Genomic DNA, 14,948 nt, shown 5'->3' with positions numbered 1-14,948 from the left:
TGCTTGCGACCGTTGAAAATTTCCAAGCACATCAATCTATTACAGATTTTTGCAAAATCCGTCACAAGAGTTTGCAGATGCTAGTCTTGGACTCCAGTCAGCGCAGGTGTCGGGAGAGTGCCCGGCCCGTCATAGGAGGGCCCGGCCGATGCATGCTCTAGCTTTTATCCAGGACATGGCCGTCATCATGCTGGTGGCCGGCGTGGTGACCATCCTCTTCCACCGCCTCAAGCAGCCCGTGGTCCTGGGCTACATCCTCGCCGGCTTCATCATCGGACCCCACACCCCGCCATTCGGTCTGATCCACGACGAAGAAAGCATCAAGACCCTCGCCGAGGTGGGGGTGATCTTCCTGATGTTCAGCCTCGGCCTGGAATTCTCGCTGCGCAAGCTGTTCCGGGTGGGTGCCACCGCCTTCATCGCCGCCTTCCTCGAGATCAGCCTGATGCTCTGGCTGGGTTACCAGGTGGGCCAGATGTTCGGCTGGTCGCATATGGATTCGCTGTTCCTCGGCGCCATCCTGGCCATTTCCTCGACCACCATCATCGTCAAGGCGCTCAACGAGCTGAAGATGAAGCACGAGCGCTTCGCCCAGCAGATCTTTGGCGTGCTGATCGTCGAGGACATTCTCGGCATCGGCATCATCGCCCTGCTGTCGGGCCTGGCGGTGAGCGGTTCGGTGGAACCGGGCGCGGTGGCCTCGACCCTGGGCAAGCTGAGTCTGTTCATGATCGTGGCGCTGGTGATCGGCATCCTGCTAGTGCCACGCCTGCTGGCCTACGTGGCCAAGTTCGACAGCAACGAGATGCTGCTGATCACGGTGCTGGGGCTGTGCTTCGGCTTCTGCCTGCTGGTGGCCAAGCTGGAATACAGCGTGGTGCTGGGTGCCTTCCTGATCGGCGCCATCATGGCCGAGTCGCGGCAGCTGCTTAAGATCGAGAAGCTGGTGGAACCGCTGCGCGACATGTTCAGCGCCATCTTCTTCGTCGCCATCGGCCTGCTGCTCGATCCCAAGGTGCTGGTGGAATACGCCTGGCCGATCACCGTGATCAGCGTCGCCGTGGTGCTGGGCAAGATCCTCGCCTGCAGCCTGGGGACCCTGATCGCCGGCAACGATGGCCGGACCTCGCTGCGGGTCGGCATGGGCCTGGCGCAGATCGGCGAGTTCTCCTTCATCATCGCCACCCTCGGGATCACCCTGGGCGTCACCAGTCATTTCCTCTATCCGGTGGCGGTGGCCGTGTCGGCGATCACCACGCTGCTGACACCCTATCTGATCAAGGCCGCCGATCCGCTGGCGCTGTGGATCGGCCGCTGGTTGCCACAGCCCATGCAGCGGGTGCTGGGCATCTATGGCGAATGGCTGCGCAGCATCCAGCCCCAGGGCGAGAAGGCGGTCCTGGCCGGCATGATGAGGCGCATCCTGCTGCAGGTCGGCATCAACCTGTCGCTGGTCATCGCCATCTTCCTTGGCGGCGCCTATTTCGCTGGTGGCCTGGCCGGCTGGCTCAGCACCTGGATCACCGATCCCGATCTGCAGAAGGCCTGCATCTGGGGCGGGGCCCTGCTGCTGTCGCTGCCCTGCCTGATCGCCGCCTATCGCAAGCTCAAGGCCCTGGCCATGCTGATGGCCGAACTCAGCGTGCGGCAGAACCAGGCTGGCCGTTATACGCAGCCGGTACGGCGACTGGTCAGCGAGCTGATCCCGCTGCTGTCGCTGGCCGGCATCCTGGTGCTGCTGGCCGCCTTGAGCAGCAGCATCCTGCCGCGTGGCGAGCTGCTGCTGCTGATCGGCCTGGTCGCGGTGGTGGTGATCGCGGTGCTGTGGCGCTGGTTCATCCGCGTCCATTCGCGGCTGCAGATCGCCTTCATCGAGACCCTGGAACAGGACAAGGGCGGACACCCTTAGGCCGCTTTTGCGGAATCCAGCCATTGCCCACCGGGGATCGACGCGGCAGAATCGCTCTAAGTCGGCCGTTTGAATAAGCGGATCGATGGCAAGGGAATGCGCAATGCAGGAAATGGGCTTGGCCGCTTTCTGCCGTCCGGCAATCTCCCACCGGCGGTCAGGCTCTTTTCCTGCGCCCCTTCAGGGCCGCCAGGCCAGCAGCAGCACGCCCCCGCCGATGGCGGCGATGCCGCACCACTGGCGCAGGTCCAGGCGCTCACCCAGCAGCGCCACGCCAAAGATCGCCACCAGCACCACGCTCAACTTGTCCACCGGCGCCACCAGCGAGGCGGGGCCCAGCTTGAGCGCCCGGTAGTAGCACAGCCATGACAGGCCGGTGGCCACGCCCGAAAGCAACAGGAACAGATAGCTGCGACCGGCGATGCTGGCCAGGGGTTGCGCCTGCCCGGTGGCCAGGACGATGACCGCCAGGACCACCACGACCACCAGGGTGCGCAGCAGGGTGGCGAAGTCCACGTTGACGTGTTCCACGCCCAGCTTGCCGAAGATGGCGGTGAGGGCGGCGAACGCCGCCGCCAGGAGCGCCCAGAACAGCCAGGAGGTGGTCATGGCTAGAGCGGTTCGAGCTTGGCGTAGCTCACCATCAGCCACTTGCTGCCTTCGGACTTGAAGTTGACCTGCACCCGGGCATGGGCGCCGGAGCCCTCGTAGTTGAGGATGACACCGTCGCCGAACAGGGCGTGGCGCACCGGCTGACCGAGACTGAAGGTGGTCTCCGGCACCGGGGCCTGGGCGAAGGGACTGGGTCGGCTGCCGGCGAAGGGCTGCTTGACCGCATTGGACAGCCGCACTTCCTGGATCAGGCCGTCCGGTACCTCGCGGACGAAGCGCGAGACCTTGTTGTAGGTCTCGCTGCCATAGAGCCGGCGGGTCTCCGCATAGCTCATCACCAGGCGGCGCATGGCGCGGGTGATGCCCACGTAGGCCAGGCGGCGTTCCTCTTCCAGGCGGCCGGGTTCTTCCAGGCTCATCTTGTGCGGGAACAGGCCTTCTTCCATACCGGCCAGGAACACCAGGGGGAATTCCAGGCCCTTGGCGCTGTGCAGGGTCATCAGCTGGACACTGTCTTCGTGGCTGTCGGCCTGGGTGTCACCGGATTCCAGGGCGGCGTGGTCGAGGAAGGCCGCCAGGGGCGTCATCTCCTCGTCACCGCTGAAATCGAAGGAGCGCGCGGCGCTGACCAGTTCTTCCAGGTTTTCCACCCGCGCCTGACCCTTCTCGCCCTTTTCTTCCTTGTGGAAGGTGACCAGGCCGGTCTGCTCGATGATCTGCTGCACCAGGCTGTGCAGGGACAGGTCCTCGGCCTTGAGCGCCAGGGTGTCGACCAGCTCGACGAAGGCATTGAGCGCCGAGGCGGCGCGACCCGACACCGCGCGGGCGCCGACCAGGTCGTGCAGCGCCTGCCACAGCGAGGTGTTCTGCGCGCGGGCGGCGCCGCGCAGCGCCTCCACGGTCTTTTCGCCGATGCCGCGCGGCGGCACGTTGATCACCCGCTCCAGGGCGGCATCGTCATGGCGATGCTGGATCAGCCGCAGGTAGGCCATGGCGTTCTTGATCTCGGCGCGCTCGAAGAATCTCAGACCGCCATAGATGCGATAGGGGATCTTTTCGCGCAGCAGCGCCTCTTCCAGCACCCGCGATTGGGCGTTGGAGCGGTAGAGGATGGCCATCTCGCTGCGCCGGGTGCCCTTCTTGAACTCGCTCTCGATGGTCTCGACGATGTAGCGCGCCTCGTCGTGCTCGTTGAAGCCGGCATAGAGGGTGATGGCCTCGCCTTCGCCGGTGTCGGTCCACAGCTCCTTGCCGAGGCGGCCGAAGTTGTGGGCGATCAGGCCGTTGGCGGCCTTGAGGATGGTGTCGGTGGAGCGGTAGTTCTGCTCCAGGCGGATGATCTCGGCCGAGAAGTCCTCGTTGAACTGCTGGATGTTCTCGATCTTGGCGCCGCGCCAGCCATAGATGGACTGGTCATCGTCGCCCACCACCATGAGGCTGGCGCCATTCTGCGCGAGGTGCTTGAGCCAGGCGTACTGGACGGCGTTGGTGTCCTGGAATTCGTCCACCAGCAGGTGCTGGAAGCGCCGCTGGTAGTGTTCCAGCAGGCTGGGATTGTTGCGCCACAGATCCAGGGCGCGCAGCAGCAGCTCGGAGAAGTCGATCACCCCGGCGCGCGCGCAGGCCGCCTCGTAGGCTTCGTAGATGCTGCGCATTGTGCTGAGGAAGAGATCGCCGACGGCCTGGATGTGCTGCGGTCGCAGGCCTTCGTCCTTCTGGCCGTTGATGAACCACTGCGCCTGGCGTGCCGGCCAGCGCTGCTCGTCGAGGCCCAGTTCGCGGATCACCCGCTTGACGATGCGCTGCTGGTCGTCGCTGTCGAGGATCTGGAAATTCTGCGACAGCCCCGCTTCCTGCCAGTGCGCCCGCAACAGGCGGTGGGCCAGGCCGTGGAAGGTGCCGACCCACATGCCTTGGGGACTCATGCCGAGCAATTGCTCGATGCGGTGGCGCATCTCCGCGGCGGCCTTGTTGGTGAAGGTCACCGAGAGGATGGAGTGCGGCGAGGCGCGCTCGACCTGGATCAGCCAGGCGATGCGGTGCACCAGCACCCGGGTCTTGCCCGAGCCGGCACCGGCCAGGACCAGTTGGCGACCCAGGGGCGCGGCCACGGCCTGACGCTGGGCATCGTTGAGGGAATTGAGCAGCAGGGAAATGTCGTCGTTCATCGCCGCATTCTACCGATGCGGCAGAAGGAGCGCCAAACCGGACGGATGGGAGGCGAGGCGGGTGGCGCAGGGCAGCGGACCCCCCGGCCAGCGGGGCTGGCGGGGGGCAGAGTAATGCTTGCAGTCGGCGCCTCAGGCGGCGATCGGCGAGCGCCAGTCGTCGGAACCGGAGGTGCCGGAGACCTCGTGGGTCCAGACGATCTTGCGGTAGGTGAAGTAGACGTCTTCCAGGTGGGTGAAGTGCGCCATGCTCGGGTCCTGGCAGTTGGGCATGCGGGACTGGACGTCGACGATGATGGCGTCCTCCAGTTCGATGGTGAAGTAGTGCTCCTGGGTGCCGGTGGCCGAGGTGCGGTACCACTCCAGGCGGCACTTGCCGAGGCGTTCGCCGGAGGTGAGGGCGTTGAAGATCAGCGGCGAGGCCTTGTCGAACACCTTGGTGATCATCAGCGGCTTGTGCACGCGCTGGCCGGTGGGCTGACCCGACTGGGGATCGCGGGGAATGATCACCTGATGGTTGAAGGCCTGGACCAGGATCTGGTCTTCGTGACCTTCCTGGAAGATGTTGCCGACCGAGTCTTCGGTAAAGGTGCCGGCGGTGATCAGGCCTTGCTTGGTGCCTTCGAGGGACAGGTACGCGGGGGTTGGCATGGTGCTCTCCTTGCCTGGTGATAGGCCTTCATGGCCCGGGTACCAGGAGCTAACAAGGGCTATGCCAGAACCGAAAATTCCTTTCTGATCAGTGGGTTGCAAAAGCACTACAGGGGCGGGGCAGAGCAACTGTGCGCCACCGCTCGGGAATCTGCGCAAGGCCTTGCGCAGAGCGGTTCAAAAGCTGCTCGGGCTCAGGTAGTCGGTCGTGCGGATGACTACCAAGTGCCGATACGGGCGCGAAAAAGACCGTGCTGAATCGTAATGACCAAGAGCCTTGGCGACCGTTATGTAGTATAAGTACGACGCACTACATCCGCCCGCTAGACGAGATACGCCTGTGAACCTCATGCAACACATTGCTCAATCCCGCCACCTGCTGCGCAAGTCGGAGCTCAAGGTCGCCGAGCAGGTCATGGTGGATCCGGCTGCCGTCATGCACAGCTCCATGGCCGACCTCGCCCACAACGTCGGCGTCAGCGAGCCCACCATCGTGCGTTTCTGCCGCGCCATCGGCTGCGACGGCTTCCAGGATCTCAAGCTGCGCCTGGCCCAGAGCCTGGCGGCGGGGGCCAGTTTCGGCCAGTTCGCCATCCACGAGAACGATGCGGTGGAAGACTTCAGCCTGAAGATCTTCGACACCACCCTGCATACCCTCATGGACGTGCGCGAGCGCCTGGACATGCGTGCGCTGGAAACGGCGATCGAGGCGATCGCCAAGGCCCAGCGGGTGATGTTCTACGGCTTCGGCGCCTCGGGTTCGGTGGCCAACGACGCCCAGCACAAGTTCTTTCGCCTGCAGCTCAGCGCCACCGCCTATTCCGATCCGCACATGCAGGCCATGTCGGCGGCGACCCTGACGGCCTCCGATGCGGCCATCTGCATCTCCCAGTCGGGCCGTTCCAAGGACCTGCTGATCACCGCCAACCTGGTGCGCGACAACGGCGCGGCCCTGATCACCATCTGCCCGGGGCAGACGCCGCTGGCCGATCTGTCGACGGTCAACATCGCCATCGACGTGCACGAAGACACCGATATCTATGTGCCCCTGACCTCGCGGATCGCCCACCTGGTGGTGATCGATGTGCTGGCCATGGGCGTGGCCATGTCCCGCGGTCCGGCCCTGGTCGAGCACCTCAAGGGCGTGAAGCGCAGCTTGCGCAGCCTGCGGTTGTCATCGAAATCGACCAAGCACAGCGACACCCAATAGTCGTCTTTTTGTCGCCAAATCGTCACCTGTTAGGGTGAAGCTGCCCATTCCGATCCCAGCCCGGAGGAATTGGCATGACCGCTCTCATCCAGGAATCCAGCGTTCGTCTCGACAGCAAGACCCGCAGAAAGCTACAGGATCAACGGCGGATGAAATTCCGCCGCGCCATCGAAGCCCGTGCCGAAGAGCAGCGACTCGCCGTGGAACTCGATGAATTGCTGTTTCTCAATCAGCTGCTGGACGAACGCCAGGCCCAGCGCCGGCAGCAGGCTCCAGGGCAATACCTAACGCATTGATCAGGCTGCGCTGGCTGCGCAGGTAGTCGACGAAGGCCTGGGCCACCGGCGACAGCGGCTTGCCACGTACCTGCACCACGCACCAGGAGCGCCGCAGCGGCAAGTCGGCGACGTCCAACTCGACCAGGCTGCCGGCGGCGAGATCACTGCGAATGGCCTGGCGCGGCAGCAGCGCCAGGCCGAGTCCGGCGCGGACCGCCTCGCGCTGCGCCTCGAAGGCGCCGATCTCCAGCTGTTCGGCGAAGTGCGCGCGCTTCTGCTTGAGATAGTCCTCGCAAGCCTGGCGCGTGCCGGAGCCGACCTCGCGCACCAGCAACGGATAGGCGGTCAGATCGCGCAGGCTCAGGCCATGGCGGCCGGCCAGGGTATGGCCCGGGCGCGCCACGGCGACGATGGCGTTGTCCAGCAAGGGCAGGAAATCCAGGTCCGAGCCACTGGGCACCCCGGACATCAGCGCCACGTCCTCGCGATTCTCCGTCAGCCGACGCAGCACCCGGGCATGGTTGCCCACGGTCAGCGCCAGATCGACCTGGGGATGGCTGCTGCGAAACTGGCTGAACAGGTGCGGCGCCAGGTACTGGGCGCTGCTCTCCACCCCCAGTCGCAGCTGGCCGTGCAGGGCGCCGCGCAGATCTGACAGCTGCATGTCCAGGCTGCCCAGCCGGGCGAAGAGATCGCGCCCGGTCTGGCGCAGGGCCTCGCCGGCCTCGGTGAGGTAGAGGGTGCGATTGACGTAGTTGAACAGCGGGGCGCCCACCACCTCTTCGAGCTGACGGACCTGCAGGCTCACCGCCGGCTGGGTCAGCGCCATGATATCGGCCGCGCGGCTGTAGGAGCGGGCCTCGCACACGGCCTCGAATACCTGCAATTGGCGAAAGGTGAGCCGCATCAGGGGCTTGCGCATGGGCATCTCAGAGATCCATAAGGGATGACTTATGGAGTATCCAACAATTATTTATTTTCCATAAGAGAGACCCTGGCGTAGCTTCAGGTCACCGGCAATAACAAGCGGCTGCAGGCTGCAGCAGACAAGGAGCCAGGTGTGATCAAGAAGATACTTATCGCCAATCGGGGCGAGATCGCCGTGCGCATCGTGCGTGCCTGTGCCGAGATGGGCATTCGCTCGGTGGCGGTCTACTCCGATGCGGATCGCCAAGCGCTCCACGTGAAACGTGCCGACGAAGCCCACGGCATCGGCAGCGATCCGCTGGAGGGTTATCTCAACCCGCGCAAGCTGGTGAACCTGGCCGTGGAGACCGGTTGCGACGCCCTGCATCCCGGCTATGGCTTCCTTTCGGAAAACGCCGAGCTGGCGGAAATCTGCGCCCAGCGCGGGATCCGCTTCATCGGGCCGTCCGCCGAGGTCATCCGCCGCATGGGTGACAAGACCGAGGCCCGGCGCAGCATGATCGCCGCTGGCGTGCCCTGCACCCCGGGCACCGAGGGCAACGTGGCGGACATCGCCGAGGCCCTGCGCGAAGGCGATCGCCTCGGTTATCCGGTGATGCTCAAGGCCACCTCCGGCGGCGGCGGTCGCGGTATCCGCCGCTGCAACTCCCGCGAGGAACTGGAGCAGGCCTATCCGCGGGTGATCTCCGAGGCGACCAAGGCCTTCGGCTCGGCCGAGGTGTTTCTCGAGAAGTGCATCGTCAATCCCAAGCACATCGAGGCGCAGATCCTCGCCGACAGCCACGGCAACACCGTGCACCTGTTCGAGCGCGACTGCTCCATCCAGCGGCGCAACCAGAAGCTGATCGAGATCGCGCCCAGCCCCCAGCTGACCCCCGAGCAGCGCGCCTATATCGGTGATCTCGCCGTGCGTGCGGCCAAGGCAGTGGGTTACGAGAACGCCGGCACCGTGGAATTCCTGCTCGCCGAGGGCGAGGTGTATTTCATGGAGATGAATACCCGGGTGCAGGTGGAGCACACCATCACCGAGGAAATCACCGGCATCGACATCGTTCGCGAGCAGATCCGCATCGCCTCGGGCCTGCCGCTGTCCTTTGCCCAGGAAGACGTCCAGCACCGCGGCTTCGCCCTGCAGTTCCGCATCAATGCCGAGGACCCGAAGAACAACTTCCTGCCGAGCTTCGGCAAGATCACCCGCTACTACGCGCCGGGCGGACCGGGGGTGCGCACCGACACCGCCATCTACACCGGCTACGTGATCCCGCCGTACTACGACTCCATGTGCCTCAAGCTGATCGTCTGGGCGCTGACCTGGGAAGAGGCCATGGATCGTGGCCTGCGCGCTCTGGACGACATGCGCGTGCAGGGGGTGAAGACCACCGCGCCCTATTACGGGGCCATCCTGCGCGATCCCGAATTCCGCAGCGGGCGCTTCAACACCAGCTTCGTGGAAAGCCATCCGGAGCTGACCCAGTACTCGATCAAGCGCAACCCGACGCACCTGGCCATCGCCATCGCCGCCGCCATCGCCGCCCACGCCGGTCTGTAAGGACGACAGAACAATGAAAAGCATCCAGATCACCGACACCATCCTGCGCGACGCCCACCAATCGCTGCTGGCGACCCGCATGCGCACCGAAGACATGCTGCCGATCTGCGCCAAGCTCGACCAGGTCGGCTACTGGTCGCTGGAAGTCTGGGGCGGCGCCACCTTCGACGCCTGCGTGCGCTTCCTCAAGGAAGACCCCTGGGAGCGTCTGCGCCAGCTGCGCAAGGCGCTGCCCAATACCCGGCTGCAGATGCTCCTGCGCGGCCAGAATCTGCTCGGCTACCGGCACTACAGCGATGACGTGGTGGAGGCCTTCGTCGAGCGCGCCGCCGCCAATGGCACCGACGTCTTCCGCATCTTCGATGCCATGAACGATGTGCGTAACCTGGAAACCGCCATCCGCGCGGTCAAGGCCAGCGGCAAGCATGCCCAGGGCACCCTCTGCTACACCACCAGCCCGGTGCACACCGTCGCGGCCTTCGTCGACCAGGCGCGGCGCATGGCCGACCTGGGCGTGGACTCCATCGCCATCAAGGACATGGCCGGCCTGCTGACGCCCTATGCCACCGGCGAGCTGGTCAAGGCGCTCAAGGAGGCCCTGACCCTGGACGTGGTGGTGCACTCCCACGACACCGCCGGGGTGGCCGCCATGTGCCAGCTCAAGGCGGTGGAGAATGGGGCCGATCGCATCGACACGGCGATCTCCAGCATGGCCTGGGGCACCAGCCACCCGGGGACCGAATCCATGGTCGCGGCCCTGCGCGACACGCCCTACGACACCGGCCTGGACCTGGAGCTGCTGCAGGAGATCGGCCTGTATTTCCATGCGGTGCGCAAGAAGTACCACCAGTTCGAGAGCGAATTCACCGGGGTCGACACCCGGGTACAGGTCAACCAGGTGCCGGGCGGCATGATCTCCAACCTGGCCAACCAGTTGCGCGAGCAGGGCGCCCTCAATCGCATGAACGAGGTGCTGGAAGAGATCCCGCGGGTACGCAAGGACCTGGGCTATCCGCCCCTGGTGACCCCGACCTCGCAGATCGTCGGCACCCAGGCGTTCTTCAACGTGCTGGCCGGCGAGCGCTACAAGACCATCACCAACGAGGTGAAGCTTTATCTGCAGGGCCGCTATGGCAAGGCGCCGGGCGCCATCTGCGAGCAGCTGCGCAAGCAGGCCATCGGCCAGGAGGAGGTCATCGAGGTGCGGCCGGCCGATCTGCTCAGTCCCGAGCTGACCCGGCTGCGCGCCGAGATCGGTGACCTGGCCAAGAGCGAAGAAGACGTGATGACCTTTGCCATGTTCCCCGACATCGGGCGCAAGTTCCTCGAGGAACGCGCCGCCGGGACCCTGGTGCCGGAAGCCCTGCTGCCCATGCCCTCGGCCGATGGCGTGGCCGCGGTGGGCGGCCAGGGCGTGCCGACTGCCTTCAGCGTCGACGTGCACGGCGAGACCTACCAGGTGGACATCACCGGCATCGGCCTCAAGAGCGAGGGCAAGCGGCACTTCTATCTGTCCATCGACGGGGTGCCGGAAGAGGTGGTGTTCGAGGCCAGTGGTGACTTCGTCGCCGAGGGCGGTCAGCGGCGGCGCCAGGCGGAGCGTCCGGGCGACGTCAGCACCACCATGCCGGGCAACATCGTCGAGGTGCTGGTCAAGGAGGGTGACCAGGTCAGGGCCGGGCAGGGCGTGCTGGTCACCGAAGCCATGAAGATGGAAACCGAGATCCAGGCGCCCATCGCCGGCACCGTCACCGCGGTGCGGGTGGCCAAGGGCGACCGGGTCAATCCGGGCGAGGTGTTGATCGAAATCGAAGGCTGAGATCACTTCGATTTCCCTTGGGGCCTGCGGGCCCCTTTTTTGTTTCCGAAAGAAGGCTAGTCGGGTCGGTCGTCCGGGCGCAGGCGCCAGGTGCCTTCGTGGCGTTCGGCCAGGCCGCGCTGCTCCAGGTCGCTGAGATAGCGGCGCAGGCCGCGTTCGCCACGAAGCTGAAAGAACGGCAACAGGCGCGGCAGCAGGTTGGGCACCAGCATCGCCAGCCGGCTCAGCCAGAGTTCGCCGGCGCGCGGCGCGCTTTCCAGGCGCGGTCGATCCAGCACCCGGACCAATAGTCGCGCCACCGTCTCGGGTGACTGGGGCGGATCCATGAATTGCAGGGCGTTGCCGCCGGCGATGGCCTCGTGGCGCAGCATCGGGGTGTCGGTGGCCGACGGCAGGACGCAGCAGACGCGGATGCCCTGGGGCGCGAGATCCTGCGCCAGGGCGAGCATGGCGCCGCGCAGGCCGAACTTGCTGGCGCAATAGATGGGGCTCTCCGGGGTGGGAAAGATGCCCGCCAGGGAGACGGTGGTGACCAGCCGGGCATTGGTCGAGCGCCGGAGCAGGGGAATGGCCAGCCGCGCGAGCAGCAGGGGCGCCAGCAGGTTGATGTCGAGCTCCTGGCGAATGCTGGCCGGAGAGCGTTCGGTGAGGGGGCCGACGCGGACGATGGCGGCGTTGTTGACCAGGGCATCGAGGCGACCGCAGCGCTGCTGGACGAAGTCGATCAGGGCGGCGAGCTGGTCTTCGTCGCAGAGATCGGCGGCGTAGGTCAGGGTGGTTTCGCCCAGCTCGGCGCGCAGGGCGGCCAGGCCTCTGGCGTCGCGATCCACCAGGACCAGCTGGACCGGTCGGCGGCTGAGTTGCCGCGCCAGGCATTGACCGATGCCGCCGGCGGCACCGGTGATCAGGATGACGTCGCTCATCGGCAGGCTCGCTCAGGACGGGGTGGGCAGGCTGGCCGGAAGCGGCTCGGGCGCCTGGCGCAGGGGATCGAAATAACCCGGGGTCAGGTCGCTCCAGCCCAGCCGGCGACGCAGCTGGCGCAGATGGTTCTGCAGGGCGTGCACCTCCAGGTAGACGGCGTGGCGGGGCGAGTCGACGAAGCGGATGCCGCCGGAGAGGTCCGGGTCGTCCTGCTGGATCAGCGTCTGGAATTCGCGGGCCTGGTGCGGGCGCTGGAGCTGGTCGGCCAGGTGGCAGGCGATCAGGTGGGCTTCCTGATCGAACAGCTTGTAGGCGCTGGAATTGGTCTCCAGATAGCCGATGCCGAACAGGTTGCGGTGTTCACGACTGAAGATGGACAGGTAGAGCTGCGGCCGGCCGTGCTGCCAGCTGAAGTAGTCGGCGGCGTAGCGGCAACTCCAGCGATAGCCGGTGGCATAGAGGACCAGGTCGAGAGTCTCCCGGCTGCCATCGCGAAACACCACCTGGTCGCCCTCGAAGTGCGAGACGTCCGGCCGTGCCTGGATGTTGCCGTGCTGCAGGTGGTGCAGCAGCTGGCTGTTGAGCAGCGGATGGCTCTCGAACAGGCGATGGTCCGGCTTCGGCAGGCCGAAGCGGGTCAGGTCGCCTTGCAGCAGGCGCAGCAGACCCTGGAACAGCGGCCGTTCCAGCCACAGCGGCAGGCGCGGACCGCGTTCGCCGAAGACGTCCGCCGGCACGCCGAAGAGGTGCTTGGGGATGAAGTGATAGCCGCGCCTCAGGCTGATGAAGGCGCGCTCGGCGTTGGCGGCGGCGTCGCAGGCGATGTCGGCCCCGGAATTGCCGGCGCCGACGATGAGCACCCGCTTGCCCTGGAATTCCGCCGCACGCCGGTAGCTGACCGCGTGGCGGATCTCGCCGCTGAAGTGCCCCGGGATCTCCGGCAGGTTGGGGTCCCAGTTGCAGCCGGTGGCGCAGATCAGCGCCCGATAACGGCGGCGTTCACCGCTGTCGAGGGTGACGATCCAGCGGCCATCCGCATCCTTGTCGACCCGTTCGACGGCGGTGTTGAAGCGGGCCTGGGCGTAGAGCCCGAAGGTGCGGGCGAAGGCGCGCAGGTAGTCGAGGATCTGGCGATTGCCGGGATAGTCGGGAAAGGCGCGGGGCATCGGATAGTCGAGAAAGCCCGAGAGGTCTCGCGACGAGATGAAGTGGGCGGATTCGTACATGGGCGTGCCGGGGTTATCCAGGTCCCAGACGCCGCCGAAGTCGCTGTGGCGCTCGAACTGTTCGTAATCCAGGCCGCGGCGCTTGAGGGCGCGGGCCATGCACAGGCCGCCGGGGCCGCCGCCGACGATGCAGATGCGCTCGCCGCAGTCCTGGTAGGAGAGGTCGTCGTTCATGCAGGTCTCCACGCGTGGGTGTCGAGGCAACCTTAGCGGCGGGTCGAGGGGCCACGGCAGGGTGGCGGCGGCCAGGGAAGGGGGCCGAAACGGACAGCCGTTGCCGAGGGATTTTCGCCCGGTCGCCACTGGGTTAACGTCCAGCCAGGTTCTCGCCCGAGGAGCGTCGTCATGCCGGACCCCGTCGATCCGCGCTTTTCCCGTGCCTCGGCGCCGCCCCAGGTGTCGCGGCTGCTGCTGCGCGTGGCGGCCGACCGCCACGTCGACGTGGAGCGACTCTGCCGCGGCCTGGGGTTCACGGCGGCCGACGTGCAGCGGCCGGGCTTTCGCCTGTCGCACCGGCAGGGCTATCTGCTGGTCAGGCGCTGCCTGGCGCAACTGGGCGACGACGGCCTGGGCCTGGCGGTCGGCGCCCGGCAGACCAGCGTCTCGCTCGGCCTGGTCGGTCTCGGCATGCAGGCCTGCGCCACCCTGGGCGCGGCCCTGGAGCTGGGGTTGCACTATCAGCGGCAGGCCGGTGCCATGCTCGACTATGGCCTGGAGCAGGGGGCGGCGGCGGTGCGGCTGGTGCTGACGCCACGCTTCCACGAGCCGGCGGTGACCGCCTTCTACATGGAGGAGGGGCTGGCCAGCGTGCTAGGCGTCGCCCGGCATCTCGCCGGGACACGGTTGCCGCCGCGGGCGCTGAGCCTGGACTATCCCGCTCCACCGCATGGCGAGCGCTATGCGGCCTTGTTCGAGTGCCCGGTGCGCTTCGCCGCGCCGGTGACCGCCATCGAATTCGACCCTGCCTGGCTGCACATGCCCCTCGCCACCCGCGATGACGCCGTGGCCGCCGAGGTGATCGAATTGCTGGGCGCGACGGCTGGCTACGATCCGCTGCGAACGGATCTGGTCGAGGGCCTGCAGCGCGAGATCCGCAAGCGGCTGGATGCGCCGCCGACCCTGGCGCAACTGGCCGCGCCGCTCAATCTCAGCGAACGGACCCTGCGGCGCCGTCTCGAGGCGGCGGGTACCCACTATCAGGCGCTGGTCGACGAAGCGCGTCGTGATCGCGCCCTGACGCTGCTCGGCCGGGCCGACCTGGCGCTGGCCGAGGTGGCCTTCCAGACCGGCTTTGGCGATCTGCGCAATTTCCGCCGGGCTTTCCGGCGCTGGACCGGCCTGGCGCCGCAGGAAGCCCGTCGCCGCCTGAGGACGCGGGTGGAGGAGGGTGACTAGGCATCGCTCCCGGTTTGTCCGATCGCTCTAGCCCGAGAGGTTTAGGGCGCCTCTATTTATCCGATTGATAAAAAGCACTAACACCTCTCGATAGGGTCTGCTATTTAATATAGCCAAGGCTATAACGATCCCGGGAGGATTCGCGATGCTGAAAGATCTCAAGAAACGCGCCCTGCGCGGTCTGCTGGACAAGCTGCTCGATGGTCACGCCGAACGGCGTCCGTTGGAGACCCAGCCCGAGCGCTCGCGCGGCATGACGGCCCACGCCGCGCACTGATCC

At 66.2% G+C, this 14,948-nt stretch carries 13 protein-coding genes; 7 read left to right on the top strand and 6 right to left on the bottom strand.

Translation table 11 applies throughout. The features are described from left to right. Positions 1–148 precede the first annotated feature (148 nt). Entirely contained in the window at positions 149–1,909 is a 1,761-nt protein-coding gene (locus PSK12I2_RS0112720) for a cation:proton antiporter (protein ID WP_027598708.1), read from the top strand. Positions 1,910–2,089: 180 nt separating this feature from the next. Here the strand turns inward: PSK12I2_RS0112720 and PSK12I2_RS0112715 are convergent, their stop codons facing one another. The 3 genes from PSK12I2_RS0112715 to PSK12I2_RS0112705 all read right to left on the bottom strand — a co-directional run bounded on the left by PSK12I2_RS0112715 (position 2,090) and on the right by PSK12I2_RS0112705 (position 5,340). Beyond that, entirely contained in the window at positions 2,090–2,518 is a 429-nt protein-coding gene (locus PSK12I2_RS0112715) for an EamA family transporter (RefSeq protein WP_027598707.1), read from the bottom strand. Between the two features lie 2 nt (positions 2,519–2,520). Further along, positions 2,521–4,689, bottom strand: a complete 2,169-nt coding sequence (gene uvrD, locus PSK12I2_RS0112710) for a DNA helicase II (RefSeq protein ID WP_027598706.1) — start codon at positions 4,687–4,689, stop codon at positions 2,521–2,523. 132 nt (positions 4,690–4,821) lie between these two features. Then, complete coding sequence (locus PSK12I2_RS0112705) at positions 4,822–5,340, bottom strand: Hcp family type VI secretion system effector (RefSeq protein ID WP_017639168.1); 519 nt, start codon at positions 5,338–5,340, stop codon at positions 4,822–4,824. A 340-nt stretch (positions 5,341–5,680) separates the two neighbouring features. On the opposite strand from PSK12I2_RS0112705, the gene hexR reads away from it, so the two are divergent. Together hexR and PSK12I2_RS24600 are read left to right on the top strand one after the other, a co-directional pair. Next, entirely contained in the window at positions 5,681–6,550 is an 870-nt protein-coding gene (gene hexR / locus PSK12I2_RS0112700) for a transcriptional regulator HexR (protein WP_007160102.1), read from the top strand. Positions 6,551–6,624: 74 nt separating this feature from the next. Continuing rightward, positions 6,625–6,846: a PA3496 family putative envelope integrity protein gene (locus PSK12I2_RS24600; RefSeq protein WP_074583361.1), complete on the top strand. Its 222-nt coding sequence runs from the start codon at positions 6,625–6,627 to the stop codon at positions 6,844–6,846. Here PSK12I2_RS24600 and PSK12I2_RS0112695 read toward each other — a convergent pair. Continuing rightward, positions 6,776–7,750 (bottom strand): LysR family transcriptional regulator, encoded by a 975-nt coding sequence (locus PSK12I2_RS0112695; RefSeq protein WP_027598705.1) that lies wholly within the window; start codon positions 7,748–7,750, stop codon positions 6,776–6,778. The genes PSK12I2_RS24600 and PSK12I2_RS0112695 overlap by 71 nt on opposite strands. 138 nt (positions 7,751–7,888) lie before the next feature. On the opposite strand from PSK12I2_RS0112695, the gene PSK12I2_RS0112690 reads away from it, so the two are divergent. Both PSK12I2_RS0112690 and oadA read left to right on the top strand, forming a co-directional pair. After that, positions 7,889–9,304 carry an acetyl-CoA carboxylase biotin carboxylase subunit gene (locus PSK12I2_RS0112690; protein ID WP_027598704.1) on the top strand — a complete coding sequence of 472 codons (1,416 nt, stop codon included), beginning with the start codon at positions 7,889–7,891 and terminating at the stop codon, positions 9,302–9,304. Between the two features lie 13 nt (positions 9,305–9,317). Then, positions 9,318–11,123 carry a sodium-extruding oxaloacetate decarboxylase subunit alpha gene (gene oadA, locus PSK12I2_RS0112685; protein WP_027598703.1) on the top strand — a complete coding sequence of 602 codons (1,806 nt, stop codon included), beginning with the start codon at positions 9,318–9,320 and terminating at the stop codon, positions 11,121–11,123. A 56-nt stretch (positions 11,124–11,179) separates the two neighbouring features. Here oadA and PSK12I2_RS0112680 read toward each other — a convergent pair whose 3' ends face one another. Next, a complete protein-coding gene (locus PSK12I2_RS0112680) occupies positions 11,180–12,046 on the bottom strand; it encodes an SDR family oxidoreductase (protein ID WP_027598702.1) in 867 nt (288 codons plus the stop codon). Between the two features lie 12 nt (positions 12,047–12,058). Further along, a complete protein-coding gene (locus PSK12I2_RS23950; protein ID WP_051398722.1) occupies positions 12,059–13,447 on the bottom strand; it encodes an NAD(P)/FAD-dependent oxidoreductase in 1,389 nt (462 codons plus the stop codon). Between the two features lie 171 nt (positions 13,448–13,618). On the opposite strand from PSK12I2_RS23950, the gene PSK12I2_RS0112670 reads away from it, so the two are divergent. Next, entirely contained in the window at positions 13,619–14,668 is a 1,050-nt protein-coding gene (locus PSK12I2_RS0112670; RefSeq protein ID WP_027598701.1) for an AraC family transcriptional regulator, read from the top strand. 145 nt (positions 14,669–14,813) lie between these two features. Next, a complete protein-coding gene (locus PSK12I2_RS25245) occupies positions 14,814–14,945 on the top strand; it encodes a hypothetical protein (protein WP_256203978.1) in 132 nt (43 codons plus the stop codon). Positions 14,946–14,948 lie beyond the last annotated feature (3 nt).

It is taken from the genome of Pseudomonas sp. MOIL14HWK12:I2 (assembly GCF_000510745.1).
Taxonomy (GTDB): Bacteria; Pseudomonadota; Gammaproteobacteria; order Pseudomonadales; family Pseudomonadaceae; genus Chryseomonas; species Chryseomonas oryzihabitans.
Note: the sequence above shows the minus strand (reverse complement) of the source record. Positions and strands in the feature narration are given on the sequence as shown.